Source organism: Actinomycetota bacterium, assembly GCA_009923495.1.
Taxonomy (GTDB): Bacteria; Actinomycetota; Actinomycetes; order S36-B12; family UBA5976; genus UBA5976.
On record RFTJ01000005.1, the window covers coordinates 73,106 to 90,902 of the forward strand.

The 17,797-nt window shown below is 49.4% G+C and carries 18 protein-coding genes and 2 tRNA genes; 4 read left to right on the forward strand and 16 right to left on the reverse strand.

The annotated features are described in order from the left end of the window. Window positions 1–89 precede the first annotated feature (89 nt). Window positions 90–278: a 50S ribosomal protein L28 gene (rpmB, locus tag EBS36_03510; protein ID NBU32222.1), complete on the forward strand. Its 189-nt coding sequence runs from the start codon at window positions 90–92 to the stop codon at window positions 276–278. 72 nt (window positions 279–350) lie between these two features. Here rpmB and EBS36_03515 read toward each other — a convergent pair whose 3' ends face one another. Continuing rightward, window positions 351–1,295, reverse strand: a complete 945-nt coding sequence (locus EBS36_03515) for a thiamine-phosphate kinase (GenBank protein ID NBU32223.1) — start codon at window positions 1,293–1,295, stop codon at window positions 351–353. Window positions 1,296–1,353: 58 nt separating this feature from the next. Between EBS36_03515 and EBS36_03520 the strand changes: the two genes are divergently transcribed. Further along, complete coding sequence (locus EBS36_03520) at window positions 1,354–1,815, forward strand: DUF3515 domain-containing protein (protein NBU32224.1); 462 nt, start codon at window positions 1,354–1,356, stop codon at window positions 1,813–1,815. On the opposite strand, the gene EBS36_03525 is transcribed toward EBS36_03520, so the two are convergent. Next, window positions 1,789–2,910 carry a D-alanine--D-alanine ligase gene (locus tag EBS36_03525; protein ID NBU32225.1) on the reverse strand — a complete coding sequence of 374 codons (1,122 nt, stop codon included), beginning with the start codon at window positions 2,908–2,910 and terminating at the stop codon, window positions 1,789–1,791. The two genes, EBS36_03520 and EBS36_03525, sit on opposite strands and share 27 nt — an antisense overlap. A 52-nt stretch (window positions 2,911–2,962) precedes the next feature. Between EBS36_03525 and EBS36_03530 the strand changes: the two genes are divergently transcribed. Both EBS36_03530 and EBS36_03535 read left to right on the forward strand, forming a co-directional pair. After that, on the forward strand, window positions 2,963–4,102 hold the full coding sequence (locus EBS36_03530) for a PLP-dependent transferase (GenBank protein ID NBU32226.1): 1,140 nt from the start codon (window positions 2,963–2,965) through the stop codon (window positions 4,100–4,102). Between the two features lie 215 nt (window positions 4,103–4,317). Further along, window positions 4,318–4,779, forward strand: a complete 462-nt coding sequence (locus EBS36_03535) for a hypothetical protein (GenBank protein ID NBU32227.1) — start codon at window positions 4,318–4,320, stop codon at window positions 4,777–4,779. A 12-nt stretch (window positions 4,780–4,791) separates the two neighbouring features. Here the strand turns inward: EBS36_03535 and EBS36_03540 are convergent, their stop codons facing one another. The 14 genes from EBS36_03540 to EBS36_03605 form a co-directional block, all read right to left on the reverse strand. Then, complete coding sequence (locus EBS36_03540; GenBank protein ID NBU32228.1) at window positions 4,792–6,555, reverse strand: ABC transporter ATP-binding protein; 1,764 nt, start codon at window positions 6,553–6,555, stop codon at window positions 4,792–4,794. Window positions 6,556–6,700: 145 nt separating this feature from the next. Then, complete coding sequence (locus tag EBS36_03545) at window positions 6,701–7,486, reverse strand: hypothetical protein (GenBank protein ID NBU32229.1); 786 nt, start codon at window positions 7,484–7,486, stop codon at window positions 6,701–6,703. A gap of 116 nt (window positions 7,487–7,602) precedes the next feature. Then, the gene (locus EBS36_03550) at window positions 7,603–8,823 is read right to left on the reverse strand and encodes an ATP-binding protein (protein NBU32230.1); all 1,221 of its coding nucleotides are present in this window, start codon (window positions 8,821–8,823) and stop codon (window positions 7,603–7,605) included. A gap of 107 nt (window positions 8,824–8,930) precedes the next feature. Further along, entirely contained in the window at window positions 8,931–9,890 is a 960-nt protein-coding gene (locus tag EBS36_03555) for a hypothetical protein (GenBank protein ID NBU32231.1), read from the reverse strand. A 29-nt stretch (window positions 9,891–9,919) separates the two neighbouring features. Continuing rightward, entirely contained in the window at window positions 9,920–10,933 is a 1,014-nt protein-coding gene (locus tag EBS36_03560) for an NAD(P)-dependent glycerol-3-phosphate dehydrogenase (protein NBU32232.1), read from the reverse strand. Then, window positions 10,934–11,689: a 1-acyl-sn-glycerol-3-phosphate acyltransferase gene (locus EBS36_03565; GenBank protein NBU32233.1), complete on the reverse strand. Its 756-nt coding sequence runs from the start codon at window positions 11,687–11,689 to the stop codon at window positions 10,934–10,936. It lies immediately after the preceding gene. 73 nt (window positions 11,690–11,762) lie between these two features. Continuing rightward, complete coding sequence (locus EBS36_03570; GenBank protein NBU32234.1) at window positions 11,763–12,041, reverse strand: HU family DNA-binding protein; 279 nt, start codon at window positions 12,039–12,041, stop codon at window positions 11,763–11,765. Between the two features lie 261 nt (window positions 12,042–12,302). Then, window positions 12,303–13,235 carry a hypothetical protein gene (locus tag EBS36_03575; GenBank protein ID NBU32235.1) on the reverse strand — a complete coding sequence of 311 codons (933 nt, stop codon included), beginning with the start codon at window positions 13,233–13,235 and terminating at the stop codon, window positions 12,303–12,305. Window positions 13,236–13,243: 8 nt separating this feature from the next. Continuing rightward, complete coding sequence (gene leuD, locus EBS36_03580; GenBank protein ID NBU32236.1) at window positions 13,244–13,834, reverse strand: 3-isopropylmalate dehydratase small subunit; 591 nt, start codon at window positions 13,832–13,834, stop codon at window positions 13,244–13,246. A 4-nt stretch (window positions 13,835–13,838) separates the two neighbouring features. Then, window positions 13,839–15,251 (reverse strand): 3-isopropylmalate dehydratase large subunit, encoded by a 1,413-nt coding sequence (gene leuC / locus EBS36_03585; GenBank protein NBU32237.1) that lies wholly within the window; start codon window positions 15,249–15,251, stop codon window positions 13,839–13,841. A gap of 42 nt (window positions 15,252–15,293) precedes the next feature. Next, a tRNA-Glu gene (locus EBS36_03590) sits at window positions 15,294–15,369 on the reverse strand. A 26-nt stretch (window positions 15,370–15,395) separates the two neighbouring features. After that, window positions 15,396–15,470: transfer RNA gene (locus EBS36_03595), tRNA-Gln, on the reverse strand. A gap of 56 nt (window positions 15,471–15,526) precedes the next feature. Then, on the reverse strand, window positions 15,527–17,017 hold the full coding sequence (locus tag EBS36_03600) for a glutamate--tRNA ligase (protein NBU32238.1): 1,491 nt from the start codon (window positions 17,015–17,017) through the stop codon (window positions 15,527–15,529). Window positions 17,018–17,023: 6 nt separating this feature from the next. After that, a complete protein-coding gene (locus EBS36_03605; GenBank protein ID NBU32239.1) occupies window positions 17,024–17,791 on the reverse strand; it encodes an FAA hydrolase family protein in 768 nt (255 codons plus the stop codon). Between the last annotated feature and the right edge of the window lie 6 nt (window positions 17,792–17,797).

Here is a 17,797-nt window from a genome sequence, read left to right on the forward strand (position 1 = left end):
TCGGTGCGAACACCTTGAGTTGGTATTTCCCTTGCCCGACAGGTACAGTTGTGGGGCTAGTTAAATCATTATCCGCAAGGAGTTTCATCATGGCTGCTAACTGCGATGTCTGTGGCAAAGGCCCAGGCTTTGGTCATGCCATTTCACATTCACACCGTCGCACCAAGCGTCGTTTCAATCCCAACATTCAGACCGTTCGCGCCCTAGTTGGTAAGACCCCTAAGCGTTTGAACGTATGCACTTCCTGCATCAAAGCGGGCAAGGTTGCACGCGCATAACTACTAAATCTTAAAAAGCCCCGCCTCGTGCGGGGTTTTTTAATTGCTGATTTCAAGTCACAATAATTTAAATTAACTAAAGTGAGTCCAGCCTGTGGCGGTGATTTCCTCGCCATCTAAACTGACACCTTCTCCAGTGCTGACTGAACCAATGATTACCCAACCAGGTGGCACATCCAACGCACTGGAAAATGTTGCAACGAAGGCATGGTCTTCACCGCCTTGTAGCACCCAAGTAAGAGCATCTCCGTTGAAAGCAGAGGCCATAGCCTGAAGCTCCTCGGTTACTTCAAGTTTGTCTGATTCAATGTTGATCGCCACAGTGGATGCCCTGGCTAGGTGGCCAACATCAGCAATCAATCCGTCGCTTACATCAATCATCGAGTTAGCGGCCAAAGCAGCTTTGGCCAGTTCATAAGGAGGCTCCGGTACTCGATGTGCACTGACAATTGACTTTGGTGAACGAAATCCACGTGAAAGCATGAGCAAGCCAGCCTGGGCATATCCGAGACGACCGGCAACTGCAACTACATCTCCAACTTTTGCACCCGATCGGGTGATTGGCTTTGCTGCTTGGAGTTCGCCAAAGGCACTGATAGTGATCATTACTTGATCCGCTTTGACTACATCGCCGCCGATCACTGAAGCGCCAACTAGTTCCGCTTCATGTTTTATGCCATCGGCCAGTTCTAGCACCCATTGAACTTTAGTCTCTGCTGGAATGGCTAGGCCCACCAAAAAATACTTTGGATCTCCACCCATGGCAAAAATATCTGCCAAATTAACAGCAACGCTTTTGCGACCAATCTCAAATGCCGTTGACCAGTCAAGGCGGAAATGTACGCCCTGCACCAAGACATCTAGACATGAGACCACGGGCTTGTCCGCAAGTGTCACCGCGGCATCATCACCATTTGGTGTGATGATTGTGTCAGTTTCTACATTGCCCAGGCGCTCACTTATGGCTGCAATTAGCGCAAACTCACCAAGTTCGGCAACGCTTTGCTGGATGTTCACACCTTAACGGTATCGGGGATCGAGGGTAGACGAGTTAGTTAGGTCGGATTTCTATAAAGTGGATAGCGTGAAGCAAGGCATCGTCTGGACAATCGCTGGACTTTTGCTTTTCACTGCCTGCGCAGATTCTAAAGTGGAAATTACGGCACCCACGCCAGATAACCAAGCGCGGGAAATTTGCGCACATTTTCTTGGCCGAGTTCCAATGAAGGTTGCCGATAAAAGCAAGCGTGATGTCAACGGGGATTCAGCTCTCACTGCAGCTTGGGGCAATCCAGCAATCACGTTGCGCTGTGGGGTATCTGAGCCAGCAAATATGACACCCGCATCACAATTAGTATCGGTCAATGAAATCGACTGGTTCCCACAGGAACTAAGCGCAGGCTGGCGCTTCACCTCAACGAACACTTCGGTTCGAGTCGAAGTTAGTGTCCCGAAAGAATTTCAACCAGAAGCAAATGCATTGGTGGATTTAACCACGAGTTTGCGGCCTCTAATAATCTCTGCTTCTGCCGAGTAGTTGACTAGAGTTATTGCCGCGGCGCAGAGCGTCCGAAATAAGTTCATCAATCAAATTCGGGTATTCAATTCCACTTTGGGCCCACATTCTGGGAAACATTGAAATCGCAGTAAAGCCAGGCATCGTATTGACCTCATTCACAATAAGTTCGTTGGCCACGAGAAACAGGTCTACTCGGGCTAATCCGGCGCAATCCATCATTGTGAAGACAGAGGTAGCCAGCTCCTGTGCCTGCTGATGAATTGATTCAGGAAGTTGTGCCGGGACTATCAGCTGAGCTGAATCATCAAGGTACTTTGCCTCATAGTCGTAGAACTCATGTTTGCCCTGCACCACAATCTCGGCGCAGACACTTGCTCGTGGACCCGTTGGACTATCCAGAACTCCACATTCAATTTCGCGAGCATTCTCCAAGCCTGCCTCGATTATTACTTTGGGGTCGTGAATTCGAGCTGCTTCAATTGCGACAACTAGATCAGATGGAGATTTAACTTTTGAGATGCCGACACTTGAGCCGGCGCGACATGGCTTAACAAATAACGGATAGGTCAGTTGATTGACTCGAGCAATGGATCCATCGAAGTCACTCTGCCACTGTTCGTCAGTAATCACCTCATACTGACCAACCGAAAATCCTGCTTCGTACAAGATCGTCTTTAGATACGCCTTGTCCATGCAGGCGGCCGACGCGAAGACACCAGAACCCACATAAGGTACCCCAGCAGATTCTAAAATTGCCTGAATCGTGCCATCTTCGCCATATGTGCCGTGCAGCACCGGGAAAACTACATCAACTGGAATCGATACGACCGAATCTTGATCGCTAATTTCAAGTGTGGGCTGGCCAGCAACTGAAACTAGTTGGACACTTTGACTGGTCGCTTGAACCACTGGTTCTTGGGCCGCGGTCATTGCAAGTAGCGGACTCGATAGCTCTATGGGAACCCATTCGCCCGCTTGGGTAATGCCAACTGGGATGGGCTCGAACTTGGTTTGGTCAATCTCTCGCAGGACACTTCCTGCCGAAATGCACGAGATGGTGTGCTCATTGCTGATTCCGCCAAATAGCACGACCACGCGGGTGCGATTTTCCATGAGTCCACGCTAGCCGATGTGCTCTAGTTTCATAGGCACTACTCTCTTACCTATGAGCAATTCGTCGCAGGAACCGGAATTCACTATTGATACGCTCGCCGTGCATGCAGGGCGCCCTGAGCGCACCCCAGACGGTTCCATTAATCCTCCAATCGTCCCGTCTAGCACTGTGCATGCTGGTGGTCCAATTGGTTACTTGCGACATGGCAATGAAACTTTCGAAGCACTTGAGACAACAATTGGCGCAATTGAAGCTGGCACTGCAACTGTTTTTGCCAGTGGCATGGCTGCCGCTAATGCGGTTTTTGATTTGGTGCCACTTGGTGGCGTGATTGTTGCTAGCAAACACTCGTACGCAGCAGTTGGAACGCGACTAAATGAATTAGCCCAGCGCGGTCAGATTGAATTGCGGTTAGTTGATGTAACCGACCAAGCAGATATCGCAGCTAAGATTTCGGGTCCTGACAAGCCTGCCAATTTAGTCTGGATTGAAACGCCAACTAATCCGCTACTAGAAATTTGCGACATTGCGGCAACTGCCAAGCTCGCCCATAAAGTTGGTGCGCTACTTGCAGTTGATAGCACGTTCATGACTCCCGCGCGCCAGCGTCCGCTCAACCTCGGCGCCGACATCGTAATGCATAGTGTCACCAAAGGCCTGTCTGGTCATGCCGATCTGCTGATGGGAGCAACAATTGCCAAGGACGCCGAAGTGGCCAAGCAACTTCACGGCCGTCGAACCATTCTTGGCGCAGTGCCGAGTGTCTTTGATACATTCTTAGCGCTTCGCGGAATTCGCACACTGACCGTGCGCATTGATCGCGCAGAGGCAAATGCCAAGGTCTTGGCTCAGCTACTATCTGAACATCCAAAAGTCTCTAAGGTTTACTACCCAGGCTTGGCTAGTCATCCAAATGCCGATGTTCATACAACGCAAGCCAGTGGTCCAGGCTTCATCATTTCATTCGAAGTCGGTAACTCGGCTAGTGATGCTGACCGAGTATGTGAATCAACCAAAATCTTGGCGAATGCAACATCGCTAGGTGGCGTTGAATCGCTGCTGGAACGCCGTCGTCGTTGGACCCATGAAAATCAAGATGTGCCCGAAAACCTGATCCGAGTATCAGTCGGCATCGAGGATGTTGAAGATTTGTGGTCTGATCTCAAGCAAGCTATCGAAGTTTTACCTTAAATTTGGCGATGTTTCCTGTCTAATTAGGAAAATTTGCCGCAGATTTTTTGAGAAGCAACGGGCTCGAATTCGTAAATTACAGCGACTTCTTTTCAAACTAAGTACGCCTCTTGTGAGGTCAAGAAAAGACATTGACTAAACAAAGCAAATGGGTTGCGAGCCTTTTTGATTGTCGGAATAATATCGTCAGTCAAAAGTTTTAGATAACCGTCAGGATGGCAATGAAAAACCTAAAAGACCGAACCATGTTCGTTTTATCAATCGGTGTAGTTATCGCTCTAATCCTTGCCATAACTGGCGACTACATAATCTCTGGTCTCGAGACCAGCACTACCGGCGAAGCCCAAGAAGTTTCCTCTGACGTGATGAAACTAGCTCAGACTGCACTTGGTGGCGTAATTGGTGTCCTTGGCGGCTATTTCGGCGCGAAAGCAGGTAGAGATAATGAGCAAGGTCCCGAACAGGCTGCCTTGGTTGGCAAAATCGTGACCATTCTGGCTATTGGCACAATGTCCGCAGTGTGTTTGGCAATCATTGGAGACTATGTGACTGCCGCCATGGAGACGACTATTACCCGCCAGCCCCAGGATGTTTCGTCAGCAGTGATGACACTGGTTCAAACTGCGCTTGGTGGTGTCATCGGAATCATTGGAGCTTACTTTGGCGCAAATGAGTAATTAGCGCTAGCTTCAAGAATCCAATAACTGCTCGGAAATTTCGAGCCATTTATCTTCAAGTTCAGACTTTTGGGATTTGAGTTCGGTTAGTTGTGGCGAAAGTTCACCGATTTTCACAAAGTCCGTCGCGTGAACTTCCATCTGTTCAAGCAACTGCTTGATCGAGGTATCAGCCTTGGCAATTGACCGTTCAATTTTGGCCAATTCTTTCTGCAGCTCACGCACTGCCCCGCCACTGAGTTTCTCTTTCATAGGCGACTGATCGGCCACAGATGATTCTTGGTCTTGCAACGCTCGCAATTCCAAAAACTCATCCAAGCCACGGGGCAGATCCCGTAATCCCCCATCACCCATTACGCCGACAAATCGGTCACAGACCCGCTCAAGAAAATAACGGTCGTGCGAGACAACGAGCAATGTGCCAGGGAAACTATCAAGTAAGTCTTCAAGGCTGGCAAGAGTCTCAACATCGAAATCATTTGTCGGCTCATCCAAAATCAAGACATTCGGCCCACCCATAAGTAACCGCGTTAACTGAAGTCGTCTTCGTTCACCGCCGGATAAATCCCCTACTGGTGTCCACTGCGCTTCACTAGCGAAACCAAGTCGTTCACATAGTGACGAGGCACTAAGTTCTTTACCTTTACCAATTTCAACTCGAGCAGCAACTTGCTCAACTGCCTCAAGGACGCGCCAAGTGGGATTAAGTTCTTCAAGATGTTGCGACAGAAAGGCCGGCTTAACGGTTACGCCCGTCACTAACTTGCCTTGAGATAATTCAAGTTGGCCAGTTAACACGCGAAGCAAGGTTGTTTTGCCGGCACCATTAACGCCTGCAATCCCAATTCGATCACCCGGACCAACATTCCAATCCAGATGGTCAAATAGATTGCGTTCACCCAAAGTCACTCGGGCGTTATGCAGTTCGTAAACCGTGCGACCAAGTCGTGCGTTGGCAAATGCCAATAGTTCAACGTTGTTGCGCGGTGGTGGCTCGTTGGCGATTAGTTCGTTTGCGGCATCAATTCGAAACTTCGGCTTAGAGGTTCTGGCCGGTGCACCTCGGCGCAGCCAAGCCAGTTCCTTTTTGATTAAGTTATTGCGCTTTTGCTCTTCAACCGAGGCTTGTCGCATTCGCTCGGCCTTTGCCAAAACAAACGCTGAGTAGCCGCCGTCGTACTCTTCGACCTGCCCGTTAACCACTTCCCAGGTGCGATCACTTACTTCATCCAAGAACCAACGGTCGTGGGTAACTACTGCCAAGGCCAGATTGCGCCGAGCTTTCAAATGTTGTGCCAACCAAGCAACAGCTTCTACATCAAGATGGTTAGTTGGTTCATCAAGCAGTAGCACATCCAAATCGCTGATTAGAAGTTTTGCCAAGGCCACTCGGCGTCGTTCACCGCCGGAAAGTGGTCCCATTGTTCGAGTTAAGATTTGTTCGCCAAAACCGCCAAAGAGGCCAGTCAGTACATCACGAACTGCAGCGCTTGTTGCCCACTCGTGATCTGACTGATCGCCTAAGACAACATCTCGAACGGTAGCAGCGGGATCGGCACTATCAACCTGATTTAACGTACCAACCACAATGTTGTTTGCCTGCGAAACCCGACCGCTATTTGGAGTGTCATCGCCAGCCATTACTTTCAACAGTGAGGACTTGCCGCCACCGTTTCGGCCAACGATACCGATCCGAGAAAATTCGGCCAAGCCAAGCGATACCTGATCTAGGACAGCGCCTTTTCCATAATCGAGCGAAACATTCTCGATGTTAATTAGATTGCGCGGTGCCACGGCAAATGCCTTTCGTTAAAGTCCATTGTGCCGTATCGAAGGGTAAGTCCTAATCCTTTAACGAGCGGAAACAAGCGCCCGCAACAAAGTTCGGCAACTTAAACGACTGCAAATTTTACGAGACGACTTAAGCCTCGGACATTACCTCAACATGCACTTTGCCCTGCTCGGCTAAACGAGCGGCGCGCTCGGCACGACGACGAGCAACTTCTTCAGTTGCTGCATCAATCGTCGCCTGATCAAGTGGCGCGTTCTCAACCTTGGAAACACCGTGGTACTTCTTGATGTAGGCATCTAGATTGTCGCCTGATTCCCATGAAGTGATGAGGCAGTAACGAACTGCATCACCCTGATGCCACACTGCATGCCACAAACGCTGAGTGTCAATGATGACCTGAGTGCCAGCTGGCAATGGGATGCGAGTTTCAGTTGATGGATCGTCACGATCTTCGCGAAGAATCATCACTGAATCAGGATTGTCGGTCAAGTTAAAGAAGCCACGAACAATCCAGCCAGTGCCTTCTGGATTAAGACGGTTGTTGTCGTCGATGTGCAAGTTGTAGATGCAGTCTGCATAGGCATTTGGCTTAAGTTCAATGACTCGGCAACGGCCAATATTCGAGCCTGGCTCTTCAGCACGGGCTTTCAAGATTGGAGCAACGGCAATATTGTCTGGCACCCAGACACCATCTTTGTCGGTCTTTGGTGGAGTGTGATTCCAAAAGCCATCGCATTCCATGTCTCCATACGCGGATGCGAGCGGAGCAAACCTGGTATCACCCGATGACTTCCAGTCAACGAATGTTAGATCCAACCATTCTTTTGGATCCTGTGACTGGTCATAACTGTCTAAGACTACATATCCGGTTTCTTCTAGGATTTCGAGTTTGGTGTAGGACACGGGGAACTCCATTTCTCTGCCAACGAATTAGGCGATGACCATTTATGCCATCGCTAGTAACTTTAGTCGCATAGATTGAAAAATGCCTGAAGTGGCACCACTCTTGCGGTCTGTGTTTTCAAGAAAAATCAAGATTTTGCCGAGGAATCACGCATCCCGAACGGCTGACCATATTCAGCATCCATCATGTTTAAAAATGGCACTGCATCAAAGTAATCGGGACTCAATACTCCTGTTCCCTGCCAGTCACCACGATGCAAAAGCTCCAATGCGATTACTGGATTGATGGCTGTTTGCCAAACAACGGCTTGAGTTTGATATTCGCGCATCGTCCAGTCATTGTCAGCAACGTGATACAGATAAACCTCGCGCGGATTTCCATCCTTGCCAATTCCTGTGATCCAAGTTCCAGCACAAGTCTTTCCAGACATCCGGTCCCCGATTTTTGCCGGATCTGGCAGAACGGCAGCAACTAAATCACGTGGTGAAACTTTTTGGCCGTTGACCGTAACTGGCTCAGTGCTATCGAGTCCCAATTTATGCAAAGTGTTCAGAATCGAGATGAATTCACTTCCAAGGCCAAATTTAAAAGTGACCTTGTTGCACTTGATAAATCTTGGGATTGACACCACTTCTTCATGCTCAACATTTACGCACTCAACAGGTCCAATGCCATCGGGGAAATCAAAGACTTCAGGTTCAGAAAATGGCTCGGTAGTGAACCAGCCTTGGTTGCTTGTCCAGATGATTGGCGGATTCAAACACTCCTCAATCGTGGTCCAAATTGAAAACGACGGGGCAAACTCGTACCCAGAAACCGTTATGTTCGAGCCATCTCGAATTCCAATTTCGTCAATATCGCTGAACAGATGGTCGGATGCATACTTTGCAAAAATATTCGCCAGACCCGGTTCTACCCCGATGCCGACCAATGCAAGCAAGCCTGCATCTTGCCATTTTTGCGTTTGCTCCCACTGCTCGTCGCCAAGTTTTACACCTGTCTGATGGAAGGGATCTGTCGGATGTGGTTTCGACAAGCTCATTGCGGTGTCTAAATAATGTGCGCTAGCTGAAAATGCTCCATTGAAAATGGAAATTACAAAACGTGGATCCACTGCATTTAGCACATGCGTTATTCGGTGCGCTTTACAAAGTGAACTCACTTCATAGGCATTCGAAGCATCAATTTGCTCCGCCACAAATCTGGAATCTTTCAGTTCTGCAATAACTGTCTCGGCTCGTTGCCGGTCGTAGTCAGCAAGGACCCAAGATTCAAAGAAATTTCGACGCTGTGCAATTTTCGTGGCTGCACTACCAACTCCACCAGCGCCGATGACCAGCACTCTCACGGTTTACCTCGATACCGGCACCATATTTGGATGCCTCAACGGACGATTGGTCCTAGTTTAATTGGATTTCCCAGAATTAGTCGGCAATCGAATCAGCGAAGAATTGACTATCGGAATGGACAGGGATCGGCAGGTGTTTGCGGTACAAACCCAGCCGGAAAGCCCCCGACACCTTGAGTATCAAAACTGTATGGAGTTCCCACGGGATTTCCATGAATTGTCCAAGTTGTGATTAGCGTGATGTCCAACTTCTTGATCAGCAAAGTGTTGATGGTTGGCGCAGCAGACATGTAGGTAACTCCGAGCCCACCATTCATCTTGACGACATACTCTGAATCCATGCGAGTATGCATGGCCGGATACCAAACCAGATAAATGGCATCGTCAGTTCCAAGAAGATTGGTGTACCAACCGGTTGCACCTTCCAATTGGGATAACGAGGTAGCACACGGAGCTGGTGGCTCGACCATCTGGCTCATTTTTACTGAATTCTTCAGGTTCAGAAATTTTCCAGCAACCAATCCATCAGTTGACAGAGAATCGAACTTCCAACGAATCAAATCAGTGTCATTTATGCTATCCGCGGGTGAGAAATTATTGACCTTGCCAAGGAACTGAGTCCCAACAAATGGCTGAACCATCGTGCTAGTTGGCACATAAAGAACTGGCGTTAAAGATACGACTCGGGACTTTTTTAACTTCGCCTTAAAAATGTACTGCGCTGCCTCAGGCTTGCCGGATAGACCTGCAGGTACCAATTTCGCTGAAAAGGATGTCCGCTTATTCCTGCGATCAAATAAAGTCCCTAAAGAATCAGAGCCTGACTCGCCAACAATTACGATTCCGTATTTTGCAGTTTTGCTATCCGAAGGAAAATTGATTGCCGGCTTTGATGGATAAAACTTGGTACAGGTTGGCACGGAAACTTTTCCAACTTTTACGCTTTTACCCATGCGCTTGCACGGACTTTCGGTTTTGGCCTGACTGTTAGCCGGCCCCAGACAGGAAATAGCAATGACTAGTAATGTCATTAAACCGAGTGAGCGCTTCATAATTACAGCGTACATAACTAGCTAACTACTTCTGTGCGGTTTGATTATTCGTGTTCTTTATGGCCGGTCTCGGACCGAGTTGAACGAGCCATAAAGGCTTGCAACACTTCAGATGGACTCTTGCCGTGGTGAATCACATTCACTACCTGTTCAGTAATTGGCATGTCCACTTTGTATCGTTTAGCTAGTTCCAGTAGCGGACCACAACTCTTAACACCTTCAGAAGTGGTCTTAGTTGCAATCTCGGCTTCTTCGATGGTCATGCCTTCACCTAGGTAAACTCCGATGGTACGGTTGCGCGAGAGCGGCGACTGGCAGGTAGCAATCAGGTCACCAACGCCAGATAATCCAGAGAAAGTGTAAGCGTGTGCACCTAGGGCTACGCCTAGTCGAGATAGTTCGGCCAAGCCACGTGTCATAATTGCCGCTTGCGAGTTCTCGCCGTAGCCCAATCCAACTGCCATGCCATTTGCCAGTGCAATAACATTCTTCAGTGCGCCAGCTAATTCCACGCCAAGTACATCAGTGGTGTAGTAGGGGCGGAAATATTCTGTAGTGCACGCATCTTGGACTTTACGAGCAGAGTCTTCATTCACACAGGCAACAGTGGTTGCTGCAGGCTCACGAGCAGCAATTTCATGAGCCAGATTTGGTCCAGAAACTACGGCAATGCGATCTACTGAAATATTCGCAACTTCAGCAATCACTTCACTCATGCGCTTAGAGGTGCCAAGTTCAATGCCTTTGATCAGCGAGACTGCGACCGCATCACTTGGAATGAGTGAGCCCCACTCTTCTAGGTTTGACCGCAGAGTTGGCGAAGGTAACGCAATGACTACAAGCTCAGCATTTTTCAAAGCCTCACTTGGCACATCAGTTGCGCAAATATTCTGCGGCAACACAAGTCCGGGATGATAGAGAGCATTCGTTCGCTGCTCGTTCACTTCACTTACGATTTCAGCAGACCGGGTCCAGAGCACCACATCGCAGCCAGCGTCCGCCAAGATCATGGAAAATACGGTTCCCCAAGAACCAGCACCCATTACGGCAACTTGCATTTAGGCCTCGCCCTTTTCGTCGGAAGGTTTCTTGTTCAAGGCTACGCGTCGGTCAAAGACTGTTGTGGGAGGTGGCTCATTTCGCAGTTCGGAAAGCAACTCGGTGATTGCTGCCATGATTCGTTCCGTTGCCAGCTTGAGATTTTCAGCAGTCACTGGCTGGTCTAGTAGATCAGATAAATCAACAGGTGGACCAGCAAGGATGCGCATGGTCTTTCTTGGAAAAAATTTCGGAAGCTTTCCACCCTGCGGAGCAAGGACTTTCTCGGGCCCCCATTGCGCTGCTGGAATAACTGGCGCTCGAGTAGCCAAAGCGATTCGAGCTACACCATTTTTGGCCGTCATTGGCCAAAGATTTGGATCGCGAGTCAACGTGCCTTCTGGGTAAATGATGATGCACTCACCTTGATTAACTGCCGCGATAGCCGAGTGCAATGATGATGCAGCATCAACCGAGCCACGATGCACTGGAATTTGACCGGCACTTTTTAGAATCTTGCCAATTACTGGGATTTTGAAAATTTCCGCTTTGGCTAAAAATCGAACCGGCCGGCCCTGATCATTGCAAAAGTGCGCTGCCGCAAATGGGTCAAACCAAGAAAGGTGGTTCATGGCCAAAATGGCGCCACCTGGGCGCTGCAGATTTTCGCCACCACGCCAGTCGCGCTTAGTGAGTAATTGCAGTGGAGGTCGCAATAGAGCTTTAACAACCTGATACCAAGCACCAGGCTTGGACTGTGGTTTTGTTTTACTCATAGTGAAATCCTTGCATACCTAAAGTAATCGGGCTCGCAGGGTTACCCCTACGAGCCCGATTAAATAGGTCGCTTTACTTACCTGAAACCTTCTTCTTGAATTCTGCGCCTGCGCGGAACTTTGGCACTGAGGTTGCTGCAATCTGGACGGTAGCGCCAGTCTGCGGATTGCGACCTGTGCGAGCTGCGCGGTCTGACTTCTCAAAGATGCCGAAGCCGGTGAGTGAAACCTTGTCACCTTTAGCAACTGCATTGGTGATGCTTCCGAATACAGCGTCAACTGCTGCGGTAGCATCCTTCTTGCTGATGTCAGCTGCTGCTGCTACTGCATCAATAAGTTCTGCCTTGTTCACGTGGAACCTCCATAGTTACCCGAGGCCCTGGCCCCGATTTTGTGGGTCATCCCCGACGGGAGCCGGCGATGTCTTGCTTGAACCGGACTTCCCCGCCCGGTTCAAGAATGACTTTACGCACCAAACACAAGGGTTTTAGCAGCAACACGCCGTAAAAAACGATAAAAATCGCCAACTTTCGGGATTTTTGGGCAATTTAGACCGTTTTCTGCCGATTTTGGACAGTCTCCTGCAAATCCTCAGTCGGGCAAAACCTAACGACTAAGCGATAAATTCTGCTAGTTGCTGGGCAGTTGGTGGATTACACCCAGCTTGAGTGCAGTTGTATGCCGAAGCAAATACCGCATCGTGAACTACTGAGTAAAGCAGTGTTCGATCATTGCGCAGTTCGGGTGGAAGTTCCAACAATCCACCGGCTAGCCAACCGAAAAAGGTGTCACCTGCGCCGACCGTATCTGAAACCTTGATTTTAGGTGCGGCAATCGAGAATAAGTTCTCACCACTGGCGAAAATTGTGACTCCGCTAGCACCTTGGGTCAGTGCTACCAGATCTGGCCCCCGCAGACTTAACTCTTTAGCTGCCTGGGTGGCGGTGGCTCCTGGCGCCCACCACAGCAGATCTTCGTCCGACACTTTTATTACGGTGGCAATATCAATCCACGTTGAGTAAGTCAGTCGGAGCTTAGCTTCATCAAGTTCAGCAAAAGCGCCAGATCTAACATTTAAGTCGTAAAAAATTGGCAACCCTTGTTCTTTCTTTTGAGTCGCCCAGTCCAGCAAGACCTGCGCCCCTGGCGGAAAAACGCTGGCCATTGAACCAGTCATGATGCCATCGCAATTTTTTGGAAGTGGAAGAGAAATTTCATCTGCGGTCCAATGCCAATCAGCGCAGGAAAGTAACTCGCCATAGTTGAAGGTTGGATGGCCAGTTTCATCCTTGGTGATGGTTATTACTAATGCTGGTTGGGTGGCATCAATACTGTTAGCCACCGATACTCCTTGTGAAGCAATGAATGATTTTAAGAATTGCCCATTTTCATCGACCGAATACCGCGCCCGCAAATCTACTTGCGCGCCAAACCTGGCAAGGGCTAGAGCTTGGTTGGCGGCACAACCGCCAGGCACCTTCTGGATGGCCCCATCGCTCATGACACAGTCCAAAACGACTTCACCGAGAATGGTTATGGCCACCATTTAGTTGCTTAGGAGCTAGTTGTGGGCTTGAAGGCTGGGCGCTTTGTTTCGAAGTCGGCAATCTGATCGACATGGCGCATAGTTAGTCCTACATCATCTAAGCCTTCAAGTAACCGCCAGCGCACATAGCTATCAACTTCGAATTTTGCCGAAATGTCTCCAGCGGTAACCATTGACTTTTCTAAATCTACTGTTACGTGAGTTTCTGGATTTGCCTCTACCAGTTCCCACAAGCGTTCAACGACATCCTGCTCAACTACTGCTGTGAGCAAGCCTTGCTTACCTGAGTTGCCACGGAAAATATCTGCAAAGCGCGAGGAGATAACCACCTTGAATCCGTAGTCCATCAGCGCCCATACTGCATGTTCTCGACTAGAACCCGTTCCAAAATCTGGACCTGCGACCAAGATGGTTGCATTGGCGTATTGCGGTTGATTAAGAACAAATGCTGAATCCTTGCGCCACGCAGCAAATAAGCCGTCTTCAAAACCGTGGCGAGTGATTCGCTTTAAGTACTCGGCTGGAATGATTTGATCGGTGTCAACATTGCTTGCTCGTAGCGGTGCTGCAATGCCAGAGTGAACTGTGAACTTGTCCATGGAATTAACCAACCTTAACTTCGAGGTCTGCTGGCGAAGAAAGCGTGCCGCGAAGTGCAGTAGCAGCTGCCACTTGTGGTGAAACCAGATGAGTGCGACCGCCTGGACCTTGACGACCTTCAAAGTTGCGATTTGAAGTTGAGGCACTGCGTTCGCCCGGTACCAGCTTGTCGGGGTTCATGCCCAAACACATTGAACAACCCGCTTCACGCCAATCGGCACCAGCTTCAATGAAAATCTTGTCTAGCCCCTCTTCCATGGCAGCTAGGCGAACCTTCACTGAACCTGGAACTATCATCATGCGCACACCTTCAGCCACTTTATGGCCTCTGATGATTGCGGCCGCGGCCCGCAAATCTTCAATGCGCCCATTGGTGCAGGAACCGAGGAATACGGTATCAATCTTGATGTCTTTGATTGGAGTTCCTGGGGTGAGAGCCATGTAATCAAGCGCTTTTATTGCTGCTGCTTTTTCAGTCTCACTATCGAAATCTTCTGGTGATGGAACAACGCTAGACAGTGGGACGCCTTGCCCTGGATTTGTTCCCCAAGTAACAAATGGACTCAAGGCAGTGGCATCAATAAGGACTTCTGCGTCGTAACGGGCATCAGCATCAGATGGCAATGTCCGCCAGTATTCAACAGCAGCATCCCAATCTGCGCCTGATGGAGCATGCTCTCGACCCTTGATGTAATCGAAGGTTGTTTCATCTGGCGCAATCATGCCTGCGCGAGCACCGGCTTCAATACTCATATTGCAAATAGTCATTCGAGCTTCCATTGATAGGGCCCGAATCGCTTCACCGCGGTACTCAATTACGTAACCTTGTCCACCGCCAGTTCCAATTTTGGCAATGATGGCCAGAATCAGATCTTTTGCTGTGACATCTGCTGGCAACAATCCGTTTACGGTAATTGCCATGGTCTTAAACGGCTTTAGCGGCAAAGTCTGGGTTGCTAAAACATGCTCAACTTCGCTTGTGCCGATCCCAAAAGCTAAGGCGCCAAATGCGCCGTGTGTTGAAGTGTGTGAGTCGCCACAGACGATTGTCATACCCGGCTGAGTTAAACCTAGTTGCGGGCCAACCACATGCACAATTCCCTGCTCCTTGTTTCCAAGTGAGAATATTGGCACTCCAAATTCAGCGCAGTTTTTGCGAAGGGCATCAACCTGCGCCCGACTTACTGGATCGGCTATCGGAAGCAAGATGTCTGCCGTTGGCACATTGTGATCTTCAGTAGCTAAGGTGAGGTCGGGTCGGTGCACCGGACGACCAGCGGCTCGAAGGCCATCAAAAGCCTGTGGACTTGTGACTTCGTGTACTAAATGAAGGTCGATGAAAAGTAAGTCGGGTTCGCCCTCAGCCTTTCGGACCACATGGTCATTCCAAACCTTTTCAGCAAGTGTGCGACCCAATTCAAACTCCTTCAATCAAAATTCCAGAATAGATTCGGAATTTCGTAGCCCCGACGGGATTCGAACCCGCGCTACCGCCTTGAGAGGGCGGCGTGCTAGGCCACTACACAACGGGGCCCTAGCGTGCATCGCCATCCTCACCAAGGGCTGGGGTACCTGGACTCGAACCAAGACTAACTGAACCAGAATCAGTTGGGCTGCCAATTACCCCATACCCCATGGGCTTTGGTCTAGCGACTTAGTGAGTCTACCTGAGAGAGATAGTAGGTGCGAAATTAGTCACTGACTGCCTGACCGATGCGGGCAAGAGCCCGATCTTTACCCAGAAGTTCCAGTGACTCAAAAAGTGGTGGTGAGACCCTGCGTCCTGTCACGGCGACACGTACTGGGCCGAATGCAAACTTGGGTTTTAATCCAAGTTTTTCAATTAAGGCAACCCGCAATGCCTGTTCGATATTTTCGGTATTCCACAGCGTAATTTGTTCAAGTGCTTGTTGTGCGGCATGAAGTACTGGCTGTGCCTCGGCGGTTAAAACTTTTTCAGCTTCCTCTGGATCAACTGCGAAAGCGGGACTTCCCGGTTCGTCGTAATACAGAAAGCCAAGCATGCCTACGCCCTGACGAAGGGTTTCCATCCGCTCTTGCACTAGCGGAATTGCCTTGGCCAAAGTGTCTAGTTGATCGCTAGTTGGATCAGTTAAGAAGACCCCGGCCTGCTTTAAATATGGAACCAAGCGAGCGGCCAAATCTTCTGGCGCTATTGCTCGCATCCACTCGCCATTAATTGCTGTGCACTTTCGCAAATCAAATCGGGCTGGATTGGCATTGACCCGACTTACTTCAAAAACGTCTGCCATCTCTTCTTTGGAAAAGAACTCGCGATCCTCACCAAACGACCAGCCCAGCAACGCTAGGTAATTAATAAGTCCCTCGGGAAGATAGCCTTCTGTGCGATACATCAACAAGCTTGACTCTGGATCACGCTTAGATAATTTCTTATTGCCTTCACCCATCACATACGGCAAGTGTCCATACTGTGGGCGTTCACCCTTTGCGATGCCAAGTGCAGCTAGCGCATCAAATAGTGCGAGCTGCCTTGGCGTCGAACTCAATAAATCCTCGCCGCGAAGCACATGTGTTATTTCCATAAGCACGTCATCTACTGGATTAACCAATGTGTAAAGTGGCTCACCAGTTGCTCGAACAATGACGTAATCAGGAACATGTTCAGCAGCAAAAGTGACTTCGCCACGAACTAAGTCAATCCAAGTGAAGTCGGTATCGGGCATTCGGAAGCGGACAACTGCACTTCGGCCTTGTTCCTGGAATTTAGCTTGATCCTGAGCGGTGAGTGTGCGACATTTGCCATCGTAACCCGGAGTCTTGTTGGCCGCTTTTGCTTGTTCGCGCCGTTCTTCAAGTTCTTGCGGAGAACAGTAGCAACGGTATGCATAGCCACCCGCAACTAACTTATGTGCGACATCGGCGTAAATATCCATGCGCTGCGACTGCCGATACGGTGCAAATGGACCACCAACTTCAGGTCCTTCATCCCAGTCCAAACCAAGCCACCGCAATGAATCTAAAAGGTCTTGGTAGGACTGTTCACTATCGCGTGCTGAATCGGTATCTTCAATTCGAAAGACAAAAGTTCCGCCAGTGTGGCGAGCATAAGCCCAGTTGAAAAGTGCGGTGCGCACCATACCAACATGCGGATTACCAGTTGGCGAAGGGCAAAATCGAACTCTTACCTTAGTCACAAATATTTCCTATCAGTTGCGGGCAACTACTGGATTGGTCAGCGTTCCGATTCCTTGAATGGTCACACTCACACTATCGCCAGCGACAATTGGGCCAACGCCAGCAGGTGTGCCAGTCAAAATTACATCACCCGGGATTAAGGTCATGACCTTCGAAATCCAAGAAACCATTTCGTAAACACCTCGGATCATCTCTTTGGTGTTGCTACTCTGCTTCACTTCATCATTTACTTCGCAGGTGATAGCCAACGTGTCTGGATCGAGTTCGGTTTCAATCCATGGGCCTAGCGGGCAAAAAGTATCGAAGCCCTTGGCCCGAGTCCACTGCTTGTCTTTAGTCTGCAGGTCACGAGCCGTTACATCATTTGCGCAGGTGTATCCGAAAATTACTTCACCGGCTCGCTCAACTGGAACATCTTTGGCAACCGCACCAATCACAACTGCAAGTTCTGCTTCGTAGTGAACTTCTTGCGACTGCTCGGGCAAGACAATGGAATCTTGATCAGCAATCACACTGGTGTTTGGTTTGAGAAAAATCACCGGTTCTTCTGGCACCGAACTATTCATTTCTGCGGCATGATCCGCATAATTTTTGCCAACACAGATTATTTTGCTCGGAATAGTCGGGGCTAAAACCTTCAGCTCGTCAAGCTCAACGGCTACCCCAACAAAATCTGGTTCGCCCCATGGTAACCCCCGAAATAGTGCGACCTGGGTTCCTTCAAGTACTCCGTAAACCGGGGTTTCAGTATTAGGAATCATCACTCGAACAAAGCGCATGTTCTA

Bases quoted from the DNA above. Each gene is read 5' to 3' on its own strand.
- rpmB (NBU32222.1), top strand. From the start codon at position 90: ATGGCTGCTAACTGCGATGTCTGTGGCAAAGGCCCAGGCTTTGGTCAT.
- EBS36_03525 (NBU32225.1), bottom strand. From the start codon at position 2,910: ATGGAAAATCGCACCCGCGTGGTCGTGCTATTTGGCGGAATCAGCAAT.
- EBS36_03530 (NBU32226.1), top strand. From the start codon at position 2,963: ATGAGCAATTCGTCGCAGGAACCGGAATTCACTATTGATACGCTCGCC.
- EBS36_03535 (NBU32227.1), top strand. From the start codon at position 4,318: ATGGCAATGAAAAACCTAAAAGACCGAACCATGTTCGTTTTATCAATC.
- EBS36_03545 (NBU32229.1), bottom strand. From the start codon at position 7,486: ATGGAGTTCCCCGTGTCCTACACCAAACTCGAAATCCTAGAAGAAACC.
- EBS36_03555 (NBU32231.1), bottom strand. From the start codon at position 9,890: ATGTACGCTGTAATTATGAAGCGCTCACTCGGTTTAATGACATTACTA.
- EBS36_03560 (NBU32232.1), bottom strand. From the start codon at position 10,933: ATGCAAGTTGCCGTAATGGGTGCTGGTTCTTGGGGAACCGTATTTTCC.
- EBS36_03565 (NBU32233.1), bottom strand. From the start codon at position 11,689: ATGAGTAAAACAAAACCACAGTCCAAGCCTGGTGCTTGGTATCAGGTT.
- EBS36_03575 (NBU32235.1), bottom strand. From the start codon at position 13,235: ATGGTGGCCATAACCATTCTCGGTGAAGTCGTTTTGGACTGTGTCATG.
- leuD (NBU32236.1), bottom strand. From the start codon at position 13,834: ATGGACAAGTTCACAGTTCACTCTGGCATTGCAGCACCGCTACGAGCA.
- EBS36_03605 (NBU32239.1), bottom strand. From the start codon at position 17,791: ATGCGCTTTGTTCGAGTGATGATTCCTAATACTGAAACCCCGGTTTAC.